Source organism: Shimia sp. R9_1 (assembly GCF_017743775.1).
Lineage (GTDB): Bacteria > Pseudomonadota > Alphaproteobacteria > Rhodobacterales > Rhodobacteraceae > Shimia.
The window spans coordinates 67,696-86,396 of record NZ_JAGHRN010000008.1 but is presented as its reverse complement, the minus strand read 5'-3'; the positions used below and the strand labels follow the sequence as shown (position 1 = coordinate 86,396).

Genomic DNA, 18,701 nt, shown 5'->3' with positions numbered 1-18,701 from the left:
TGGCCGCAAAGCACCTCAACCTGCCGTAACTTCGTGACAATCTCTTCAGGCTTGTGTCGCTTGATTCCCATATCTGATCCTCCGTTTCCTAACTATACGGGCGGACCACTTCAGTGGGGGAGGATCAGTCCGGTTTGAGCCGGTTACGACTGCCGCGTGAGTAAAGCTGACTTGCCTGACGAAGGGCAACTCGGGGTTCTTAGTGACGAATCCAGCCAAAGTATGAAATCTATCAGTCACTGAACTCTCGGGGCTTCAGGAGAAAGCTCATAAATCACAGCGTGACTGCTTTTTCTTGCTTTTCAACCGACACTCAACAGGCGCGTTCCAAGGCAAGAGCTTGTCGTAGTCGAGGGCCTCGGCGCCTTGAGCGACGCTATCAAACAGCCACAAGAAGTACTTCTGAACATTGATACCGTTCAGCTTGCAGGTCTCGACAATCGAAGAATAGATCGCCCACATCTCACCGCCTTCCTCACTACCAATGAATAGGGCGTTTTTGCGCAACAGGATTGTCGGCTTGAACATCCGCTCAACCGGATTGGTATCCAGGTCAATGAAACCGTTGTCGACAAACCGCGTAAGGTCTCGCCAATGCCGGAGCAAATAGTTGACAGCTTTACCCATGCTGGACCCTCGCAGATGATGCGGTTTCATATGTAGCAATCGCTCCTTTAGCCGGTTCAAAACCGGGCTAGCGAGTTGTTTCCGTACTGCTGACCTCGCGTTTGGTGGCTTACCTCGAATATCACGTTCAATGCTGTATAACTCATCTACTATACTGACGACTTCAGCGGCATCAGGCGTGCGGTTGAATTCAAATTCATCTGTAAACTTGCGCCGTGCGTGTGCCCAACAGTTGGCCGGGGTGATGTTTGCTACTGGGGTTCCGGGAAAACCAAACCGAGCATACCCGGTGTATGCATCTGTTTGTACGACCGATGTTACGCCTTCCAGTATGTCGTGGATGTATTTCATCCCACGGCCCGGTCGATGAAAGTAGACTACGCCGGGTGGTAGATTTCCACCAAAGGAGTGGTCATCACGATGAAGCGCATACAGGTAGCTGGTTTTTGTCTTCCCATTCCCCTGAACCAGAATTGGAAGCGTCGTCTCATCCATGAATAAGCGCTTGGAATTGAATTTGATATCCTTGGCCAGCGCATCAAAAAGTGGACGCAGTTTCTTCAGCGCAATCGCCGCTGCCCACCGATTCATGGTGGAGCGGACAAGATTTACGCTCTCCGCCGCGAGCATTTTTTCCAGCCGATGCCACGGCAGGTACCACCCAAAACGAGCAGTAATGAGCTGCGCCATTAGTGTGTGTTCGCATGTTGTTTTCGGTAAGATCGCAGGCGCGAACTTCGTACGTAGGATTGCCCCCTTAGCATCGTTGGCCAGACGGCAACGGTACATCGCGTAACGCTTCACTTGGCGATGAAATCGAGCTGGGACACACACTAGGGTTTCCTTCGTCTCCCAATCGAAGAAAGTTCCGCCACATCCGCAGGGGCAAGTTTTGTCCTCGGTTATGACGTCTACATTTACAAGTTCGAGGTTCTCACCGTAGTTCTTCTTCCCCCGGCCGTTCCGATTACGTGGTTTACTTGGTTTGTCACGATTAGGAGGAGACACCGGGGCCGAGGCAGCTTGCTGCTCGTTAGTTTCGCCTGGTGGTGTCTGTGGAGGCGTATCTTCGGTTTCGGGCTTCTGATCAGCGTTTGCCCCAAATTTCATTTTGTTGAGTTTGGCGACTTCGCGTCGGAGCTTTGTGATCTCAGCCTGATGAACCCTGTTGCGCGCGAGCGATTTCTTGAGCTTTTCGGACATTTCCTCAATCTCGATGAGCAGCTCGCTGAAGACAGTCTCAATTTGCCTGACAAGCAAAGATGGATCGGGATATGCTCCCGCCATTAAATCTTCTTTCAACTTGTCGACACGATCGCGCATAATTTTTGCGAACAACCCTCCGCTATCCCAAAAGCTACTGTGCCGCTGCGCCGCCAATTCGTTGGCGCAGGGCTTGACTTATCTCAGGTTGCTATGGGATGAAGAGGAACATCGTGACCAACGATTTTAAGAGCTCGGTTAGGACGCCAATCCGCCGGGCTCAACCTTTTCAGGGCCCTGATTTTTAGGGACTCATTTCGATTTTCCTGCGTTGTCGGGATAGCGCTCCGGCCAGATTTCACCGGGATGAACGCCGATCTTCTTGGCGATCAGTTCCTGCACTTTGGCCGAGACCGATCGGGAGTTACTCACGGATAGCACGGTGCTGTGGCTCAACCCCAGTTCGCGAGCCACTTCATTGAAGTTGCTTCCAGCGCTCTGAAGTAGAAATTTCGTCCTCAAATGTCTCGCTTTGAAATCCGGCACATCGCGCTCGCTATTCGTGGTTTTCACAACTGTGGAAGCACAAACCCGACGTCAGATCAATAAAAAGCGCCCGAGTTGGCGTTATTTGCTTGATACTACGGTGAAAACATCCAAACAGTCTTATTGCACGATTCACCGGACTTTTCAGCAGGAGTGAAATGAGAACGCTTTGGGTCTTCGATGATCACGTATATCTCGTTCGGGATGGTGCCGGTATTCCGTCAAGCGCCGAGGAGTTTTTAGAGCCGATCAAACGGACCGGATCGTTGCGCGCGCTGAAAGAGGTTTTTCCCGCGCGCAGAGGTGCTTTGTTGGGGGCGCTTGAGCGGTTTGGATTTGATTTTGACAGTCTGCTGAGGGAAGATTTCGAGCTGGGGCATTCAGATGTTCAGATCGCCCGAAGGCATGGCGTTGATGCAAAGTGGATACAGGCTCAGCGACGAAGGCTAGGGGTTCCGGCCCACATGGGCCGACCTTCGAAACATCCGTCCGATGCAGAATTGGCTGAAGTATTCCGTGAAACAAAGCGAAACTACTCCGAGGCTGCTAAGCGATTGTAAATGGATCGCGCGACCTTTGCGAAGCGATACCATGAGATGCTTGATCGAAGGCGGCGGTAACTGTTGTCAGCCAACCTCGACTACTTTTATTCAATCCGTTCTGTGGGATAGGCCCAAATTGTATTGGGTGATGAAAGCCCCCTTTTGTTCACAGCGCGCAAAATGACCTTAAAGAGCCCAGAGTGCAAGATGCTTCACTAAGTTCTAAAGGCCACGAAATGCGCAAAGCGCCCATTGGCTTTTGTCAGAGCGGCCCAAACCGGTCAGTAGTGCCGGCTGCAGCGAAGGCCAGTTGTCCAGTCGATTTAGAAGGAAGATTCAAGATGCTTACAAATGGTCCTTGGGCTTGTGGGCCCGCTTGATGCAGAACTGCAATAAAATTTTTCAAGTGTTGGAGGCACCGAAAAACAGCTACGAAGTGAACGTTCACTAAAACGCGTCAAGCGAGTGTTCCAACCCTTTTTTTATGTGCTGTCTAAGCATGCGGTTCGCGCTTTTGCTGTCTCGAGCGATGGCGGCATCGAAGATCGCTTTGTGCTCATCGACGGCTTCTTGCCCGCGGTAAGTAAGAACAAGCATCTGGTACCTGAGGTACTTGTCAAAAACGATCTCATGGATGGACATAAGGTTCTCAGAATTGCACGCGCTGATCAGGGCTTTGTGGAATTCAAAATCGTACCGTTTCCAATCCTCTTTTCCTGTTTCATCCCCACCGAGCAGTTTTTTCTCCATCAAGTGTAACTTGTGATGCGCGGCAACCAGGTTGCCTTCCCACTCGGTGTCGCCGTTCTCCACAGAGAGCTCAAGTGCGTGGCACTCGATAAGCGCGCGCAGGTCTGCAATTTCCTTTAAATCTTCCTTGGAGACCGGCTTAACAAGGAAGCCTCTTTGTTCCGGAGCCTCAACGAACCCATCGCTCGCCAACCGATTGAGAGTTTCACGCAAGGTAGACAGAGACGCTTCATAACGTTTTCTCAGCGCTTCCAACTTGAGTTTGGCACCAGGTTCAAGCTCACCAAAGATGATGTCACGCTTGATTTGTTGGTAGGTGCTGGCACCAATCGTGGAAGGCTGCTTTGCCATGTGGTCTGCTCAATATCCGAAAATTTATCCAACAAATAACAGTCAGGCGCGGCATCAGCAATCACGCTTTGCGCCATATGAATTTTAAAATATCTGATATTATTGAAAATCACAAGGATCACGCATACGATCCTAACATTGAGTGAGTCGCGCCCCATGCGACTGGTCATGCTGGAAAACAGAAGGGACCTTAGGTGTCAGACCCGTTTAAAATTGCCGTGGTTGGCGTGGGCTTGGTTGGCCGCAGACATGTCGATGCGATCCAATCCCTGCAAAATGTTTCCTTGACGGCAGTGGTAGACCAAACCCCCGAGGGGGAGACCTATGCGGCCAAAATAGGCGCCCCATACTTCTCCGATCTCAGTCAGATGTTGCAAACTGTTAGCCCTAACGGAGTCATTCTTGCTACTCCAACGCCACTTCATATCGAGCAAGGTCTCACTTGCGTTGCTTATGGCTGCCCTTTGCTTGTGGAAAAGCCCATCGCCGTCGATGCAGCGTCCGCTCTGAAATTGGTTCACGCTGCAGAAGTTTCAGATGTACCGTTGCTCGTCGGGCATCATCGCCGCCATAATCCGCTGATTGCGGCGGCCAAACAAGCTATTGATGCCAACAAAATTGGAGAGATCCGCGGAATTCAAGGGTCTTGCTGGTTCTACAAACCCGACGGGTATTTCGATGTGGCACCATGGCGGAAGAAAAAGGGAGCCGGCCCGATTTCTGTCAACCTCGTACACGACATTGATCTCATGCGGTACTTGGCAGGCGAGATTATTCAGGTGCACGCCTATGCCCAACCATCACTGCGCGGCTTTGATAACGAAGATGTCGCCGCTGCCGTCATGACTTTTCAAAATGGCGCAATCGCCACAATTAGTGTGTCAGACAGCATTGTATCCCCATGGAGTTGGGAACTTACGTCTGGCGAATACCCAATATATCCCACAACTCAAGAAAGTAGCTATCTCATAGGTGGTTCACACGGATCGATCTCCATACCAGATCTCCGCCTTTGGTCTCACGAAGAGGGGCAAAGAGACTGGTGGACACCAATTTCTGCCACATCCTTGATGACCGCTGCCTCGGACCCTTTGGTCAATCAGATCGCGCATTTTGTGAAGGTGGCAAGGAAAGAAGCATCACCATTGGTGTCGGGATGGGAAGGATTGAAAACCCTGCAAGTCATTGAAGCAATTCAAAAATCTTGCACGTCTGGAGTGTCAGTCACCATAGCAGAACCGACTTCCATGCAATCTGAGATCGCGCTCGCCTCTAAAATATCTGATATTTCGCAAAAAATATTGCAAAAATAATAAAATCAGCCAATGATCAACATCGAAGATTGAGTATCAGTCTAAGGGAGGAAATAGACGATGACCAAATTCACACGCAGAACTGCGCTCTCGGTGCTCATGGCCACCGGCCTCGCCTTTGGCGCCGCAGGCAGCGCGCTTGCAGCAGACAAGGTGAAGCTCCGCCTGGCAACATCAGGCTCTGAAACCGATCAGCGTTCCGTGGCCATGGCCGAAGTCTTTGCGCCGATGGTTGCTGATTTTGCTGACTATGAGCCAAGCTACAACGGCACAATCTTTGCCCAAGGTACTGAGCTTGACGCCATCAGCCGTGGCAACTTGGAAATGTCTATCGCGTCAGCACAGGAGCTGGCACAGTTCTTCCCCGAGTTCTCCATCTTTGCGACCGGATATGTCCATCAAGATGCCGCGCACCAAGTGGCCGTGTTTAACGACCCTCTGATGGACCCTTTCAAAAAGACGGCAGAAGAAGAACTGGGCGTCAAACTGCTGTCGGTCATGTACCTGGGGCGTCGCCAAGTGAACCTGCGTCAGACTAAAGATGAACTGACGGTGACGACGCCGGCCGATTTGGCTGGCGTCAATCTCCGCATGCCGGGTACAGATGCGTGGCAGTTCCTTGGCAAAACCCTTGGTGCTGCGCCAACGCCAATGGCGTTTTCCGAAGTCTATACAGCACTTTCAACAGGTGCGGTGGATGGTCAAGACAACCCGCTACCAACCGTTGTTGACGCCAAGTTCTACGAGGTCACAAATCAGATTGTTCTGACCTCGCACCTCGTCGATCTGAACTACATCGCCATGTCCAAAGCCGTTTGGGACGGCCTGACAGCTGACCAGCAAGCGACCGTTCAAAAGGCCGCAGATGCAGCCGCTGAATCAGGGCGTCAAAAACAACTGGAGAAAGAAGCAAACCTTGTCAGCTTCTTAAAGGAACAAGGTATGGCGATCTACGAACCCGATCTCGACGCATTTCGCAACCAGGTGCAGTCCATGTACCTAGACAGTGAGTTCGCTGCGTCCTGGCCAGAAGGCGTTCTGGATAAAATCAACGCCTTAGGCAACTAAGCCCAACATATTCGAGGGAGGACACTCATGAGAAAGCTGATCAGGGGGGTCTCCCGACTTTCAGAAGCGATTGCCGGCGGCATGCTGGCGGCAATCTTCATAATCTTTCTTCTGCAAATCATTTTGCGATACTTCTTTACCCCTGCCGGCTGGACCCTAGAACTGATTGGTATTCTCTGGGTTTGGGTGATCTTTTTCAGCTGTGCGTTTGTGGTTCACGAGCGTGATCACGTCAAATTCGACATTATCTATCTCTCGGTTCCCACAAAAGTGCGCATGGTGTTTGCGATCATTGGATCTCTCGCTGTGGTCGCAGGTGTGCTCTACAGCTTCCTGCCGACTTGGGACTACATCGACTGGATGAAAATCCGCAAAACCTCCACGGTGCGAAACCCCTTTACCGGCAACAAAATTCCGCTTCGCGACGTGTTCTCAATCTACCTCGTCTTTATGGCAGTTATTGCAGGTCGTTATGCATGGCTTGTGTTCGACATTTTGCGCAACGGGCCTCCAAAAACCGAACTTGAATTGGTCGTAGGCTACAACGTTGTGGACGATCATCCGCGTGTGGACGTTCCGCACGAAGATAACGACAAAGATCAGGGAACTACAAAATGAGCTTTGAACTTGCTTCGTGCCTGCTGACACTTTTTGTGCTTGCAGGGATCGGAACGCCCATCGGATACTCGATCATGCTGGCCTCGATCGTCTATCTTGGCGTTGCAGGGTTAGACGTAGCATTGGCGGGCGAGAAAATCCTGCAGGGATTTTACCGCAGCACTATTTTGCTGGCTGTTCCCCTATTTATCGTAGCAGCCAACATCATGAATGCAGGCTCTATCACGGACCGCTTGCTGAACTTTTGCGTCGCAGCTGTAGGCCGTTTCAAAGGCGGGCTTGGCCATGTGAACGTGGTGGCTTCTCTGATTTTCTCGGGCATGTCCGGCTCTGCCGTGGCGGATGCTGCCGGCATAGGCAAAATCATCATCGAGATGATGACCAAGGACAATCGCTATAGCCGTGGATATGCGGCAGCCATCACGGCCGCCTCGGCGACAATCGGCCCGATCATTCCTCCGTCTATCCCCATGGTGCTCTATGCGCTCGTATCAAAAGCCTCCATCGGTTCTTTGTTTCTAGCGGGTATCCTGCCGGGATTGATCATGGGGGCGGTACTGATGGCGATGAACTACTATCTCGCCAGCAAACGCAACTTTGCGCTTGAAGAGCCTGTGCCTCTTAAAGAGTTGCCGCGAAAGACGGCCAATGCCTTCCCTGCCCTGCTGATGCCAGCAATACTTCTCTACGGCATCTACGGCGGTGTCACCACACCTACAGAAGCCGCCGCTGTCGCAGCTTTCTATGCGCTCCTATTGGCCGCATTTTTCTATCGCGCCCTGACACTGCGCGGCCTGTTTCAGGTGTTTATCGACAGTGCGCGTTCTTCAGCAGCAGTCGGAATGGTCATCGGCGGCGCCTTCATCCTGAACTTCATCGTCATCCAGGAACAAATTCCGCAATCTATTTCCGCAATGCTGGAAGGCGCGGATGTTAGCCCGATCATGTTCCTCATTATGGTGAACCTGCTGATCCTCGTTCTGGGCTGCATTCTGGATGCCACGACTATCATCTTGGTGATCGTTCCCCTGTTTATTCCGACTTGCGAGGCACTTGGCATTGACCTCGTACACTTTGGAGTGCTTGTCGTGGTCAACTCTATGATCGGCTTGATCACTCCGCCATATGGCATTCTTCTCTTTGTATTAAACGCCGTCACCGACATTCCACTGCGCGAGATCATTGCCGAAATCTGGGCCTTCCTTGCTGTCTTGATCGGGGCGCTATTGGTCCTGCTTTTTGCACCTGATCTGGTGCTCTGGCTGCCTCGACTGTTCGGTTATCAAGGGTGATCCGATGGTCCTATCCGTATCGACAACTTCGGTTCCAGGTAGCCTGACTGACAAGCTCACGGCCATCGCCGACGCCGGCTTTGACACGGTTGATATCCATGAACCAGACGTCACAGCATCGGAGTTAAGTCCTGCGGCCGTCGGCAAGCTCGCAAACGACCTCGGGCTCGGTGTTGGTTTCCTACAGCCCTTTCAAAACCTTGAAGGGCAAGTAGATGCCAAGGCGACTTTCGCTCGTTTCGAAGAAAAGCTGAAATTGGCTGCTTTGCTCGGCGCCAAAGGTCTTTTGGTGACATCTGCTGCCGTTGCTTGTGACGCTGCGGATGCTGAACGCCGCATTGGCGATCTTAAACGTGCGGCCGAACTGGCTCGAAAGCACGACCAAGTAATCGCATACATGGCGTTGCCTTGGGCGAAATCTGTTTGCACAGACATTGAAGCCCACGACGTGGTGTCACACGTGGACGCACCAAATTTCGGTTTGGCGCTAAACTCATATTTTTCTCTTGCGGATGGTTCCAAACCGGCGCGACTTAGAGAAATTCCCGGCCACCAACTGTTCCATGTTCAGCTATCGGATGCGCCACGCTTGGAAACGGACATCCGTCACCTCAAGCGCCACTTTGGGCTGCTTCCTGGGCTTGGCGCCCTAAACCTTTCCGGATTTGTCAAAGTACTGGCAAGAGCCGGCTACGAAGGTGCATGGTCCGTTGCCCGCGTAAACGAAACCGCGCCGCAACCCGGCGGTACCACGTTAGCACGAGACAGCTACCGCGCTTTGGTCAATCTGCTGGATGAAGTGGCTCGAAGTGAGCCCGGTATGAACTTTGGCACCCCTGCTATGCCTGCGCGGGTATATGCATCAGGTTTTGAGTTCATCGAATTCACCACCGACGAAGCTAGTGCGCGTGCGCTGGGTGAAAGCCTCGGCGCATTGAGCTTTCGCAGAGAGCGCAAACACGTCAGCAAACAAGTTGAGCTTTGGCGGCAAGGTTCCATCAACTTCGTGATCAACAAAGATCCCGAAGGTTTTGCTCGGAAGGCCTTTCTCGGCCATGGCCCATCGGTCTGTGACATGGGGTTGCGGGTTAAGGACGCCGCTCAGACTGTCGCCCGCGCAACGGCACTTGGCGCGCCAGATTTCTCTCAACCTGTGGGGATTGGCGAACTTGACATCCCTGCCATCCGAGGTGTCGGGGGCAGCGTGGTTCACTTTATCGATGAGCAATCTGACCTTCATCGTGTTTGGGATATCGAGTTTGATCCAGTGCAACACAAGTCGGTGGTCCAGCCTGCCGGGCTGCGCCGTATCGATCATGTGGCACAAACCATGCGCCACGATGAGATGCAGAGTTGGCTACTGTATTATCTGTCGACTTTCGACATGTCCAAAGCCCCTATCCACAACGTTGCGGACCCGTCCGGCGTTGTGCACAGTCAGGCTATTGAGAGCCCCGAAGGCGAGGTGCGCCTGAACCTCAATGGGGCGGTCGGGCGCAATACGTTGGCCGCTTCATTCCTGCAGGAGGGCTTAGGCGCAGGCGTGCAACATATTGCGCTGCTCACGGATGATATTTTTGAAACGTCCGAAATCCTCGCGCAACATGACTTTGGCCGCCTCAAAATCCCTCAAAATTACTATGCCGACTTGCGCGCTACATTCGGCCTGGACGCCGACTTTGTGGCGAGATTGCAAGCTGGCAGCATTCTCTACGACCGCGACGGCGCTAGCGAATATTTCCAAATCTACAGCAGAACCATGTTCAATGGCTTCTTCTTCGAGATCGTGCAGCGGAAAGGCGGCTACGCCGGTTTTGGCGCCCGAAATGCGCCCATTCGCCTCGCAGCGCAGCAGGCCTATGCGGCGTCTGCGGATCAAAACACGGAGCCAGCACACTCATGAAGGCCGCACTCATCGGCAAAAATACCTCCGGTTCGCTAACCCCGAAACTTCATGAGCAAGAGGGGAAGGCTCAAGGCTTCGCTTACAGCTATTCCCGAATTGATCCGTCAGAAACCCATCCTGATCTCCAGAGTGTTTCTGAGTGTCTGGAATGGGCCGAGGCTCATGGTTTGGCCGGTGTAAATGTCACATACCCTTTCAAAAACGACGCCGTTGCATATGTGGATGAGCTTTCGCCAATCGCAAGGAAGTTGGCATCCGTGAATACGGTTGTGTTTCGTGACGGTCGACGCATTGGCCACAACACGGACTACGGTGGCTTTTCCAAAGCTTTGGAAGAAGTACTCCAGAACCAGTGTAAAACGACGTGTGTTCTCTTTGGTGCTGGGGGCGCTGCAAGTGCTGTTGGTTTGGCGCTGCTGGACGCAGGCGTGCAAAACTTGACGGTCATCGACCCCCAACAAAACCGCGCAAAAGAGCTTTCTGAAAGCCTGAGTGCTTTGCGGCCAGGCTGTACAATTGCGCATTCCCGATTGTGCTCGTACGACACCTTGGTGAAAGCCAATGGCGTTGTGAACGCTACTCCACTGGGTATGGGGCTGGATCAAAGGAAATCCTTTGATCCAGCCAAATTGACGCTCGGCACTTGGGTTGCTGACATCGTCTACTTCCCTTTGGAAACGCCCCTTTTGCAGACCGCCAGAACTTGCGGTCTCACCGTTATGAGCGGACGCGGCATGGCGTTTCACCAAGCGGCAGAAGCCTTCCAGCTGATCACAGGGCGTCAGGCCAATGTGGCGCGCATGAGCGCTCACTTCTCCGCGCTTCTTGAAGAGAAAACACCTCATTCGGAGACAGAACATGTCTGAAGATGCAGAAGCCGTACGCCACTGGTGGCGCACATCAATCATCGACATGGCCCCGGGACAAATCGCGTTCCGTGGCGAGGCAATTGAAGACCTGATTGGCAACGTCAGTTTTGCGCAAATGATCTGGCACATGGTGCGCGGGGGAGTTCCTTCCAAGGAAGAAGCCGCGCTTTTTGAGGCGGCGCTGGTTGCTGGCGTCGATCACGGCCCTCAGGCCCCATCCATTGCCGCAGCGCGCATGGCCACGACCTGTGGCGTCGGCCTAAACAACGCCATGGCCACTGCAGTGAATATGCTCGGCGATGTTCATGGCGGGGCTGGCGAGCAATGCGCCGAACTTTACTTTGGCATTTCGGCTCGCATCGACAATGGAGAACGGCTTTCTGATGCTGTGAAGGCAGGCCTGAATGATTGGCGCGCCACCTACGGGAAAATCGTATCGGGCTTCGGTCATCGTTTCCACAAGCCGGTCGACCCACGCGCCCCGCGTCTCTTGCAGCTTGTTCATGACGCCGCCGAAGTCGGAACAGTGTCCGGGCGCTACGCGGATATCGGCGAGGCAGTCCAGGAGGAATTGGCTCAGCAACGCGGTGGCCGCGCAATTGCCATGAACATCGATGGTGCCACAGCTGTGATCTTTTGCGAACTGGGCTTCCCCGCACCGCTGTCTCGCGGCTTGTTTTGCTTGTCGCGCTCTGTCGGCATCCTGTCACACGCATGGGAGCAAATGCAGCAGGGCGGGCGCAACAAAGGGCCAATGCCGCCTAAGTACCTCCCCCTTTATCAACCAACAGGAACGGAATGACCCATCGCCCGAAATCCTTCCGGGTCGGCCTCATCGGGTGTGGCCGCATAAGCGATATTTACCTCACAACTTTAGCAAAGTTTAATCAGGTGGAGGTTGTGGCCTGCGCCAGTCTTGAACCCTCCGAAAGTCGCGCGAAAGCGGCGCAGCACGGCATTCCCAAAGCCTGCACACCGGAGGAACTGCTGGCAGATCCCGGTATTGATTGTGTTTTGAATCTCACCGTTCCGGCAGCGCACGCTGAAGTAAGCTGCAAAGCGCTTTTGGCTGGCAAACATGTCTATTCGGAAAAGCCTTTCGTGACCGACCGTGAAGACGGCAAAACCCTTTTGGATTTGGCCAAGCAAAAAGGACTGCTGATTGGCAATGCTCCTGACACGTTCTTGGGCGGGCGTTGGCAAACTGTACGCAGGCTCTTGGATGACGGAGCGATTGGGAAACCGACAGGCGTCTTTGCGCATGTTGGCACACATGGAACCGAAAGACACCATCCTAACCCCGACTTTTACTATCAGCCTGGCGGCGGGCCTCTGCTCGATCTCGGCCCATATTATTTGACCGCAATGGTGTTTTGCCTTGGCCCTATCTCCAAAGTTGCGGGCATGGCGCGCCGTACATTTGACAAGCGGCAAATCGAAAACGGCCCACGCAATGGCACATGGATGAATGTGGAGGTTGACACCCATTCTCTCAGCCTTTTGCAGTTTGAAAGTGGTGTGTTGGGCCAGATGACCATGAGTTTCGACATTTGGGACAGCGAGATACCTCGCTTTGAAATCTATGGCGAAACCGGCACTATTTGCATCCCTGATCCTGATCCAGTGCATGGGGCCAATGACTTTCACGGCCCCGTATGGCTGCGCACCAAGGAGACCTCTCGCTGGAGCCATCAACCACGTCCGACGGGGCGGGATTTTTGGGAGGAAATCCCGCCCGTCCATGGCTTTAACGAAAACAGCAGAGGCCTCGGGCTGTTGGACTTGGCAGCGGCTGTTGAGGAGAACAGAGCGCCGCGCGCGAGCGGCGAGTTGGCCTTCCACGTGTTCGACGCAATGGACGCAATTGCGCGATCCGGCCAGAGCTCGACTTTTGAAGAGATTGCCACCACCTGTGTGCGTCCATCCCCTCTCCCAATTGAATTCTTGTCTCCAGTCAAGGACCCGGCTCATGCCCGTTGAGAACCTTAGCTTCGCCGCCCCTTTTTTCACCGTTCGCTTGCTCACTGATGTAACAACCTACGATTTGGACACCCGTGCTATCGCCCTAAACTTGGGCAAAAGCGCGATATCCGTTGAACAACAGTCACTGGCGCCGTTGACCTCTGTCATCGTTCAAGATTGCACACTGTCTGATGTGGAGCGCTGTCTACTTATTGAAGGCTTTGACGATCACGACGACGATGAGGCCTTTTTTAAAGAAATCAAAGCTCATTGGCCTTCTGCCTTTGATGTGCGGCGCGAAGAGCGTTTGCGCGGTGTCAGCCACTACATGTCTCCCAAATCCATCAAGGGCGATCTGGGATTGACCATGTATCACTCCGGCTCGGTACCGCTGAAAGTGGGCCTGCACAGAGATCACCCGTTCTGCCCCGTTCCGGGATTTCGAGAGGTCCACACGCAGGTCGTTGGCTTTGGTAAAATGCAGCAATGTCGGGAAAAGGACGTGGGCACCTTGTATTTGGAAGAACCAATGGCGCCCGGCACCACCCATCGTCCAATGTATGATGCCAACGGCAACTACCCTTGGCATCAATATGAAACCATCACACCAAGTGTTTTTCTCGCGGTTGAGTTGCTTCCACAAGGCGCCTCTTTCCCAGGTCAGGAGATGTAATATGTTACACAAACTTCTTCCAACCGACCTGAACTTTGATGGCCCTTTCCCTCGACTGTCGCGCCGTTTGAGGCTTGGTGTCGTCGGAGGAGGCAGGATATCAGAAACCCAGGCGACCGCAGCCCGCCTAACAGGCCAGTGGGAAGTTGTTGCGGGCGCTTTGAGTTCTGACCCAACCCGCAGCGCAGAACGTGGCAAACGTTGGTACCTGGACCCGGATCGAAGCTATTCCTCCTTTGAGGCGATGGCGGCATCAGAAGCTGATCATCCGCAAGGGGTAGATGCGGTTATGATAACCACCCCGAACAACATGCATTTTCCTGCTGCGAAGGCGTTTCTGAAGGCCGGCATCTCGGTGATCTGCGACAAACCGTTGACCAATGAAATCGATGAGGCACACGCCCTTGTCGCGGCGACCCAAGACACCAATCAGGTTTTTGGTGTCGGGTATGTAATGTCCTGTTTCCCCATGGTGCGCCAAGCAAAACACATTCTAGCTCAAGGCGACATTGGCGAGATCAATCAGATTCACGTTGAATTCATGCAGGACTGGATGGTGCCCGAAGAAGTCGCCGATGCACCTCACGTCAAATGGCGACTTGACCCCAAAATTTCGGGACCAACCAGCTGCGTTGGTGACATTGGCACCCATGCTGCGCATCTGGCCAGCTTCGTTTCGGGGCTTTCTCTGACCGATCTACAGGCTGAGTTTCATGTGTGCGGCGCGCCAAAGCCTTTGGAAGACACAGTCTTCATGCGTACGAAGTTTGCTGGATGTGTTCCGGGAACGCTCATGGCCACTCGGCTCGCACCTGGGAATCGCGGAGGCCTCAGGCTACGCATTTATGGCAGCGAAGGTGGCGTTGAATGGGATCTGGAGAACTCCGAGCAGCTCAAATTCAACCGTTTTGGGGAGGCGGATCGGGTCATCAGCCGAGGTCATGGTCACGAGGTCGCGCCTCATGTTGAGCGTTTGATCCGCACCGCGCGGGGGTTTCCCGAAGGCATCATTGAAGCCTGGGCCACGTTGTACGCTGAACTGGCGTTGGCGGTTGCTGCGCACAAAGATGGGGTTTCGTCGCCGCCAGATTGGCTGGACTTTCCAAGGGTTGAAGCTGGCGCGACTGGGGTTGCATTTGTGGACGCGGCCGTGCGTAGCAATGCGACCTCGGGTACTTGGGTGCAGGTATAATAACAATAAATATAGAGCTTTACCTGACCGCCTGTCACCGCAGGCGGTCTTTTTCTTTGGCAAAATCGAAAAGTTGATATTTTTTAAAACATCTGATATTTTTGTATTTGTGTGATGAATTAGATTCGCTGGGAGGCGCACAAGATGACCGGATCACAATCTGAGGCGAGCCCACCATCGCTCTACTCCCTTGCGCATCTCACTTTGATCAATTGCACCCCACCGGAATTGGTCTACATCGCGGCGCGCGCAGGGTATGACGCCGTAAGTCCACGTTTTATTCCCATGCACGTCCCCGGAGAGTTCACCCAGTCTCCAGTGAGCAAATCGCAGGTCCAGGCCACAAAGACGGCTTTGACGACAACTGGATTGAGCGTGCTGGATGTCGAGCTGGCCCGCATCACTGAAGATGTAGATCCACGCAGTTTCGAACGGTCTTTGGAAATCGGCGGTGAACTTGGCGCCAAACGCATGATTATGAGCGCTTGGACCAACACGAGAGACGATCGAGACTTTCTCATCGATGTCTACGCAGAGACATGTGAACTCGCCGCACCCTATGGGCTGACGATCGATCTCGAGTTTCCGTCCTTTTCACGCTTGCGCACATTGGACGAAGTGCTCGACATCGTGACAGCGGCCGACCAGCCCAACGGCGGTATTCTTGTCGACACCCTGTATCTGCATCTCAGCCGCGTTGACCTAGGAGAGCTGCTACATGTACCAGCTAACCTTCTGCATTTTCTTCATATTTCTGATTGCCTACCCGGCATCGCAGACACCCGCGCAGGCATGATCCAGCTCGCACGCGACGCGCGCTTGTACCCGGGAGAAGGCTGGATTGATTTTGCTGGGATCATCGAGCGTATGCCTCCTGTCGACTACTGCATAGAGCTGCCCAACCAGAGCCGCGTCGCGGAACTTGGCTATGAAGAACACGCGCGCCGCTGCCTGACACACGCGAAACGCACATTTGGAGAGGCGCGTTCTCAACGCCGCCTGTCAGACCCTTCCACCCTTTCCATCAACGAGGAACACCATGGGCAGAGAGCTCACTAACGAAGAGCGTGACCTGGTCGCGCAGATGGTCGATCGCGCACGCGCGGCAATGGCCCAGATCGAAGACTGGAGTCAGGCGGATCTTGACCGGCTGTCCCAAGCAATCGCCTGGTATGCTGGCAACGAGAAAACTTTCACCCGTTTGGCCAAGCAGGGCGTAGATGAAAGTGGCATTGGGGACCGCGAAGGTCGCCCCGGCAAACGCTTCAAAATCCATATGGTTTTGCGCGACGTCTTGCGCACCCCTTCCACCGGCGCCGTTGAGGTGGACGAAGCAAAGGGCCTGGTCAAATATGCAAAACCGGCCGGTGTGATCGCCTCCCTCATCCCCATGACAAACCCGGCCATGACGCCGCCGGTAACAGGTGTGTCGTCAGCAAACGCGCGCAACGCGGTCATTTTCTCTCCACATCCCCGTACTGCACAGACCACCTACGAGATGGTCGAGGTCATGCGCGCCGCCTGCCGCGCAGCTGGCGCACCAGAGGATCTCTTCCAATCCATCCGCAAACCTTCTATCCCAATGACCCAACATTTGATGGAGGTTTGTGACCTGACCCTCGCCACGGGCGGCAAACCCATGGTCAAGGCCGCCTATAGCTCTGGTCGTCCAGCCTATGGCGTCGGCGCAGGCAATTCCTCCATCGTGATCGACGAAACCGCGGATCTGGACATCGCGGCTCAGAACACACGCATTTCCAAAACATCCGACTTCGGCTCAGGCTGTTCGGCAGACGGCAACATCATCATTCAGCGCTCGATCTACGAGAACATGGTGAAAGCGCTGGAAGCGGAAGGCGGCTACCTATGTTCTGAGGAAGAAAAAGCACTGCTCGAAGCCGCCATGTGGGACGAAAATGGCAACCGCACATTCCCGACAATCGCCTGTCGCCCTCAGCAAACTGCAGAGGTCGCCGGGTTCTCTATTCCCGAAGACCGAAAATTTCTGATGGTCGAGAACCAAGGCCAAATCGGGCCAGAGCACAAATTCTCCAAAGAGAAGCTCACCACGCTCATGGCCCTCTATCACTTTGACAGTTTCGACGACGCGCTCGAAACCGTCGGCAAGATCTATGCGACCGGTGGCAAGGGGCATTCCTGCGGCATCTACAGCCACAATGACGATCACATTGACCGCCTCGCACGTCTGGCGCCGGTGAGCCGTATGATGGTGCGCCAACCCCAATCCAAGGCCAACGCGGGCGCATGGACCAACGGCATGCCCATGACCTCTTCGCTTGGCTGCGGCATCTGGGGCGGCAACATCACCAATGAGAATGTCACCATGAAACACATGATGAATTACACGTGGGTCAGCCGCCCTATCGCAGAGGATCGACCTTCTGAGGAAGAGCTGTTTGGAGAATTCTATGGCGAGGAGGTTGCGTGATGGACGGCAGCAAAGTGGACGGGAAAACCGTAGCAGAGCACATCGTCGATTTCCTGCAGCGCAGAGAGGTTGAACATGTGTTCGGCCTTTGCGGTCACACCAACATTGCGGTGCTTGCCGCTCTGGCAGAGAGCCCGATTGATTTTATCACAGTACGTCACGAACAAATCGCCAGCCACGCGGCAGACGCCTATGCCCGCGTAAGCGGTAAGGCTTCGGTGGTGCTGTCACACCTCTCCCCTGGTTTGACCAACTGCGCCACCGGGGTCGCCAATGCCGCATTGGATTGTATTCCAATGGTGGTCATTGCTGGCGACATTCCCACGCATTATTACGGAAAACACCCCCATCAGGAGGTCAACCTGCATGCCGACGCCGCCCAATGGGAAATTTACCGTCCGTTTGTGAAACGCGCCTGGCGCGTCGACCGCGCAGACCTGATGGCGGAAATCCTCGAAAAAGCCTTCCATCTGGCCGAAAGCGGCCAACCAGGCCCAGTGCTGGTTAATGTGCCAATGGATATCTTTTCCGAAGTGATCCCTTCGGACACTTTTGACAGGGTCGCCCAAAACACCCGCGCCTTGGTGAAGCCTTCGATTGATGACGAAACGGCGCGCCAAATCGTTGCGAAACTGGCATCTTCCAAGGCGCCTGTGGCTTACGTCGGCGGCGGCATTCTTTTGGCCCAAGCCAGCGATGAACTGCGCGAGTTTGTGGATCACATGGGTCTGCCTGTGGCGCACTCCCTGATGGGAAAAGGTGCACTGCGCGATGATCATCCACTCGTGATGGGCATGACTGGCTTCTGGGGCACCGAGTTGGTGAACCAATCTTGCCTCAACGCCGACACCATTTTTGCGGTTGGCACGCGGTTTAAGGAGGCGGACTGCTCCAGCTGGTACCCCGGCTATACGTTCAACATTGGAGATAAAACCGACACCACCAAAGTGATCCATATCGACATTGAACCTACTGAGATCGGTCGCAATTATCCTACCGAAATCGGTGTTGTCGCCGATGCCAAAGCGGCGCTGCGTGTCCTCACTAGGGTCGCACATGAAATGTATCCAAACGGCTTGGATCGCACAGACAAGAAGGCAGAAATCATCAAGTTCCGCACTTCGTTCAAAGCTTCAAATGCGGAAATGCAAACCTCGACAGCGTTCCCAATGATGCCGGAGCGTATTCTTGCGGACACACGCAAAGCGCTACCAGAGAATGCAATCATCACAACCGATGTCGGGTGGAACAAAAACGGTGTCGGACAGCAGTTTGACATTCTGACCCCAGGTTCCATCCTCACTCCGGGCGGCTTCGCCACCATGGGGTTTGGCCCCCCG

The 18,701-nt window shown here is 54.0% G+C and carries 16 protein-coding genes and 1 pseudogene; 14 read left to right on the top strand and 3 right to left on the bottom strand.

Translation table 11 applies throughout. The annotated features are described in order from the left end of the window. Positions 1 to 267: 267 nt before the first annotated feature. Positions 268 to 1,950 (bottom strand): IS66 family transposase, encoded by a 1,683-nt coding sequence (locus J7399_RS19695; RefSeq protein ID WP_209089265.1) that lies wholly within the window; start codon positions 1,948 to 1,950, stop codon positions 268 to 270. 192 nt (positions 1,951 to 2,142) lie between these two features. Then, positions 2,143 to 2,376 carry a helix-turn-helix domain-containing protein gene (locus tag J7399_RS21030; RefSeq protein WP_348539488.1) on the bottom strand — a complete coding sequence of 78 codons (234 nt, stop codon included), beginning with the start codon at positions 2,374 to 2,376 and terminating at the stop codon, positions 2,143 to 2,145. A gap of 158 nt (positions 2,377 to 2,534) precedes the next feature. On the opposite strand from J7399_RS21030, the gene J7399_RS19685 reads away from it, so the two are divergent. Beyond that, positions 2,535 to 2,936, top strand: coding sequence for a hypothetical protein (locus J7399_RS19685; protein ID WP_209089244.1), 402 nt, complete (start codon positions 2,535 to 2,537; stop codon positions 2,934 to 2,936). A 429-nt stretch (positions 2,937 to 3,365) separates the two neighbouring features. Here J7399_RS19685 and J7399_RS19680 read toward each other — a convergent pair whose 3' ends face one another. Next, on the bottom strand, positions 3,366 to 4,019 hold the full coding sequence (locus J7399_RS19680; protein ID WP_209079073.1) for a GntR family transcriptional regulator: 654 nt from the start codon (positions 4,017 to 4,019) through the stop codon (positions 3,366 to 3,368). 194 nt (positions 4,020 to 4,213) lie between these two features. Here J7399_RS19680 and J7399_RS19675 point away from each other — a divergent pair, with 194 nt between their 5' ends. The 13 genes and pseudogenes from J7399_RS19675 to J7399_RS21025 all read left to right on the top strand — a co-directional run. Then, a complete protein-coding gene (locus J7399_RS19675; RefSeq protein WP_209089241.1) occupies positions 4,214 to 5,332 on the top strand; it encodes a Gfo/Idh/MocA family oxidoreductase in 1,119 nt (372 codons plus the stop codon). A gap of 60 nt (positions 5,333 to 5,392) precedes the next feature. Next, positions 5,393 to 6,400, top strand: a complete 1,008-nt coding sequence (gene dctP / locus J7399_RS19670; protein WP_209079075.1) for a TRAP transporter substrate-binding protein DctP — start codon at positions 5,393 to 5,395, stop codon at positions 6,398 to 6,400. A gap of 27 nt (positions 6,401 to 6,427) precedes the next feature. Then, complete coding sequence (locus J7399_RS19665) at positions 6,428 to 7,018, top strand: TRAP transporter small permease subunit (protein WP_209079076.1); 591 nt, start codon at positions 6,428 to 6,430, stop codon at positions 7,016 to 7,018. Beyond that, entirely contained in the window at positions 7,015 to 8,310 is a 1,296-nt protein-coding gene (locus tag J7399_RS19660; protein WP_209089238.1) for a TRAP transporter large permease, read from the top strand. The genes J7399_RS19665 and J7399_RS19660 overlap by 4 nt, the downstream gene beginning before the upstream one ends. A 4-nt stretch (positions 8,311 to 8,314) precedes the next feature. Beyond that, a complete protein-coding gene (locus J7399_RS19655) occupies positions 8,315 to 10,213 on the top strand; it encodes a sugar phosphate isomerase/epimerase and 4-hydroxyphenylpyruvate domain-containing protein (protein ID WP_209089235.1) in 1,899 nt (632 codons plus the stop codon). Next, positions 10,210 to 11,082 (top strand): shikimate dehydrogenase, encoded by an 873-nt coding sequence (locus tag J7399_RS19650; RefSeq protein ID WP_209089232.1) that lies wholly within the window; start codon positions 10,210 to 10,212, stop codon positions 11,080 to 11,082. The genes J7399_RS19655 and J7399_RS19650 overlap by 4 nt, the downstream gene beginning before the upstream one ends. Then, on the top strand, positions 11,075 to 11,887 hold the full coding sequence (locus J7399_RS19645; protein WP_209089229.1) for a citryl-CoA lyase: 813 nt from the start codon (positions 11,075 to 11,077) through the stop codon (positions 11,885 to 11,887). Before J7399_RS19650 ends, J7399_RS19645 begins: the two co-directional genes overlap by 8 nt. Continuing rightward, on the top strand, positions 11,884 to 13,065 hold the full coding sequence (locus J7399_RS19640; RefSeq protein ID WP_209089214.1) for a Gfo/Idh/MocA family oxidoreductase: 1,182 nt from the start codon (positions 11,884 to 11,886) through the stop codon (positions 13,063 to 13,065). The genes J7399_RS19645 and J7399_RS19640 overlap by 4 nt, the downstream gene beginning before the upstream one ends. Then, positions 13,055 to 13,720, top strand: coding sequence for a hypothetical protein (locus J7399_RS19635; RefSeq protein WP_209089211.1), 666 nt, complete (start codon positions 13,055 to 13,057; stop codon positions 13,718 to 13,720). Before J7399_RS19640 ends, J7399_RS19635 begins: the two co-directional genes overlap by 11 nt. 1 nt (position 13,721) lies before the next feature. After that, positions 13,722 to 14,912, top strand: coding sequence for a Gfo/Idh/MocA family oxidoreductase (locus J7399_RS19630; RefSeq protein WP_209089208.1), 1,191 nt, complete (start codon positions 13,722 to 13,724; stop codon positions 14,910 to 14,912). A 144-nt stretch (positions 14,913 to 15,056) separates the two neighbouring features. After that, on the top strand, positions 15,057 to 15,971 hold the full coding sequence (locus J7399_RS19625) for a sugar phosphate isomerase/epimerase (protein ID WP_209089205.1): 915 nt from the start codon (positions 15,057 to 15,059) through the stop codon (positions 15,969 to 15,971). Further along, positions 15,952 to 17,361 (top strand): aldehyde dehydrogenase family protein, encoded by a 1,410-nt coding sequence (locus J7399_RS19620; RefSeq protein ID WP_209079085.1) that lies wholly within the window; start codon positions 15,952 to 15,954, stop codon positions 17,359 to 17,361. Before J7399_RS19625 ends, J7399_RS19620 begins: the two co-directional genes overlap by 20 nt. Further along, a pseudogene (locus J7399_RS21025) lies at positions 17,361 to 18,344 on the top strand (thiamine pyrophosphate-binding protein); the annotation flags it as partial. The gene J7399_RS19620 and the pseudogene J7399_RS21025, both read left to right, overlap by 1 nt. Between the last annotated feature and the right edge of the window lie 357 nt (positions 18,345 to 18,701).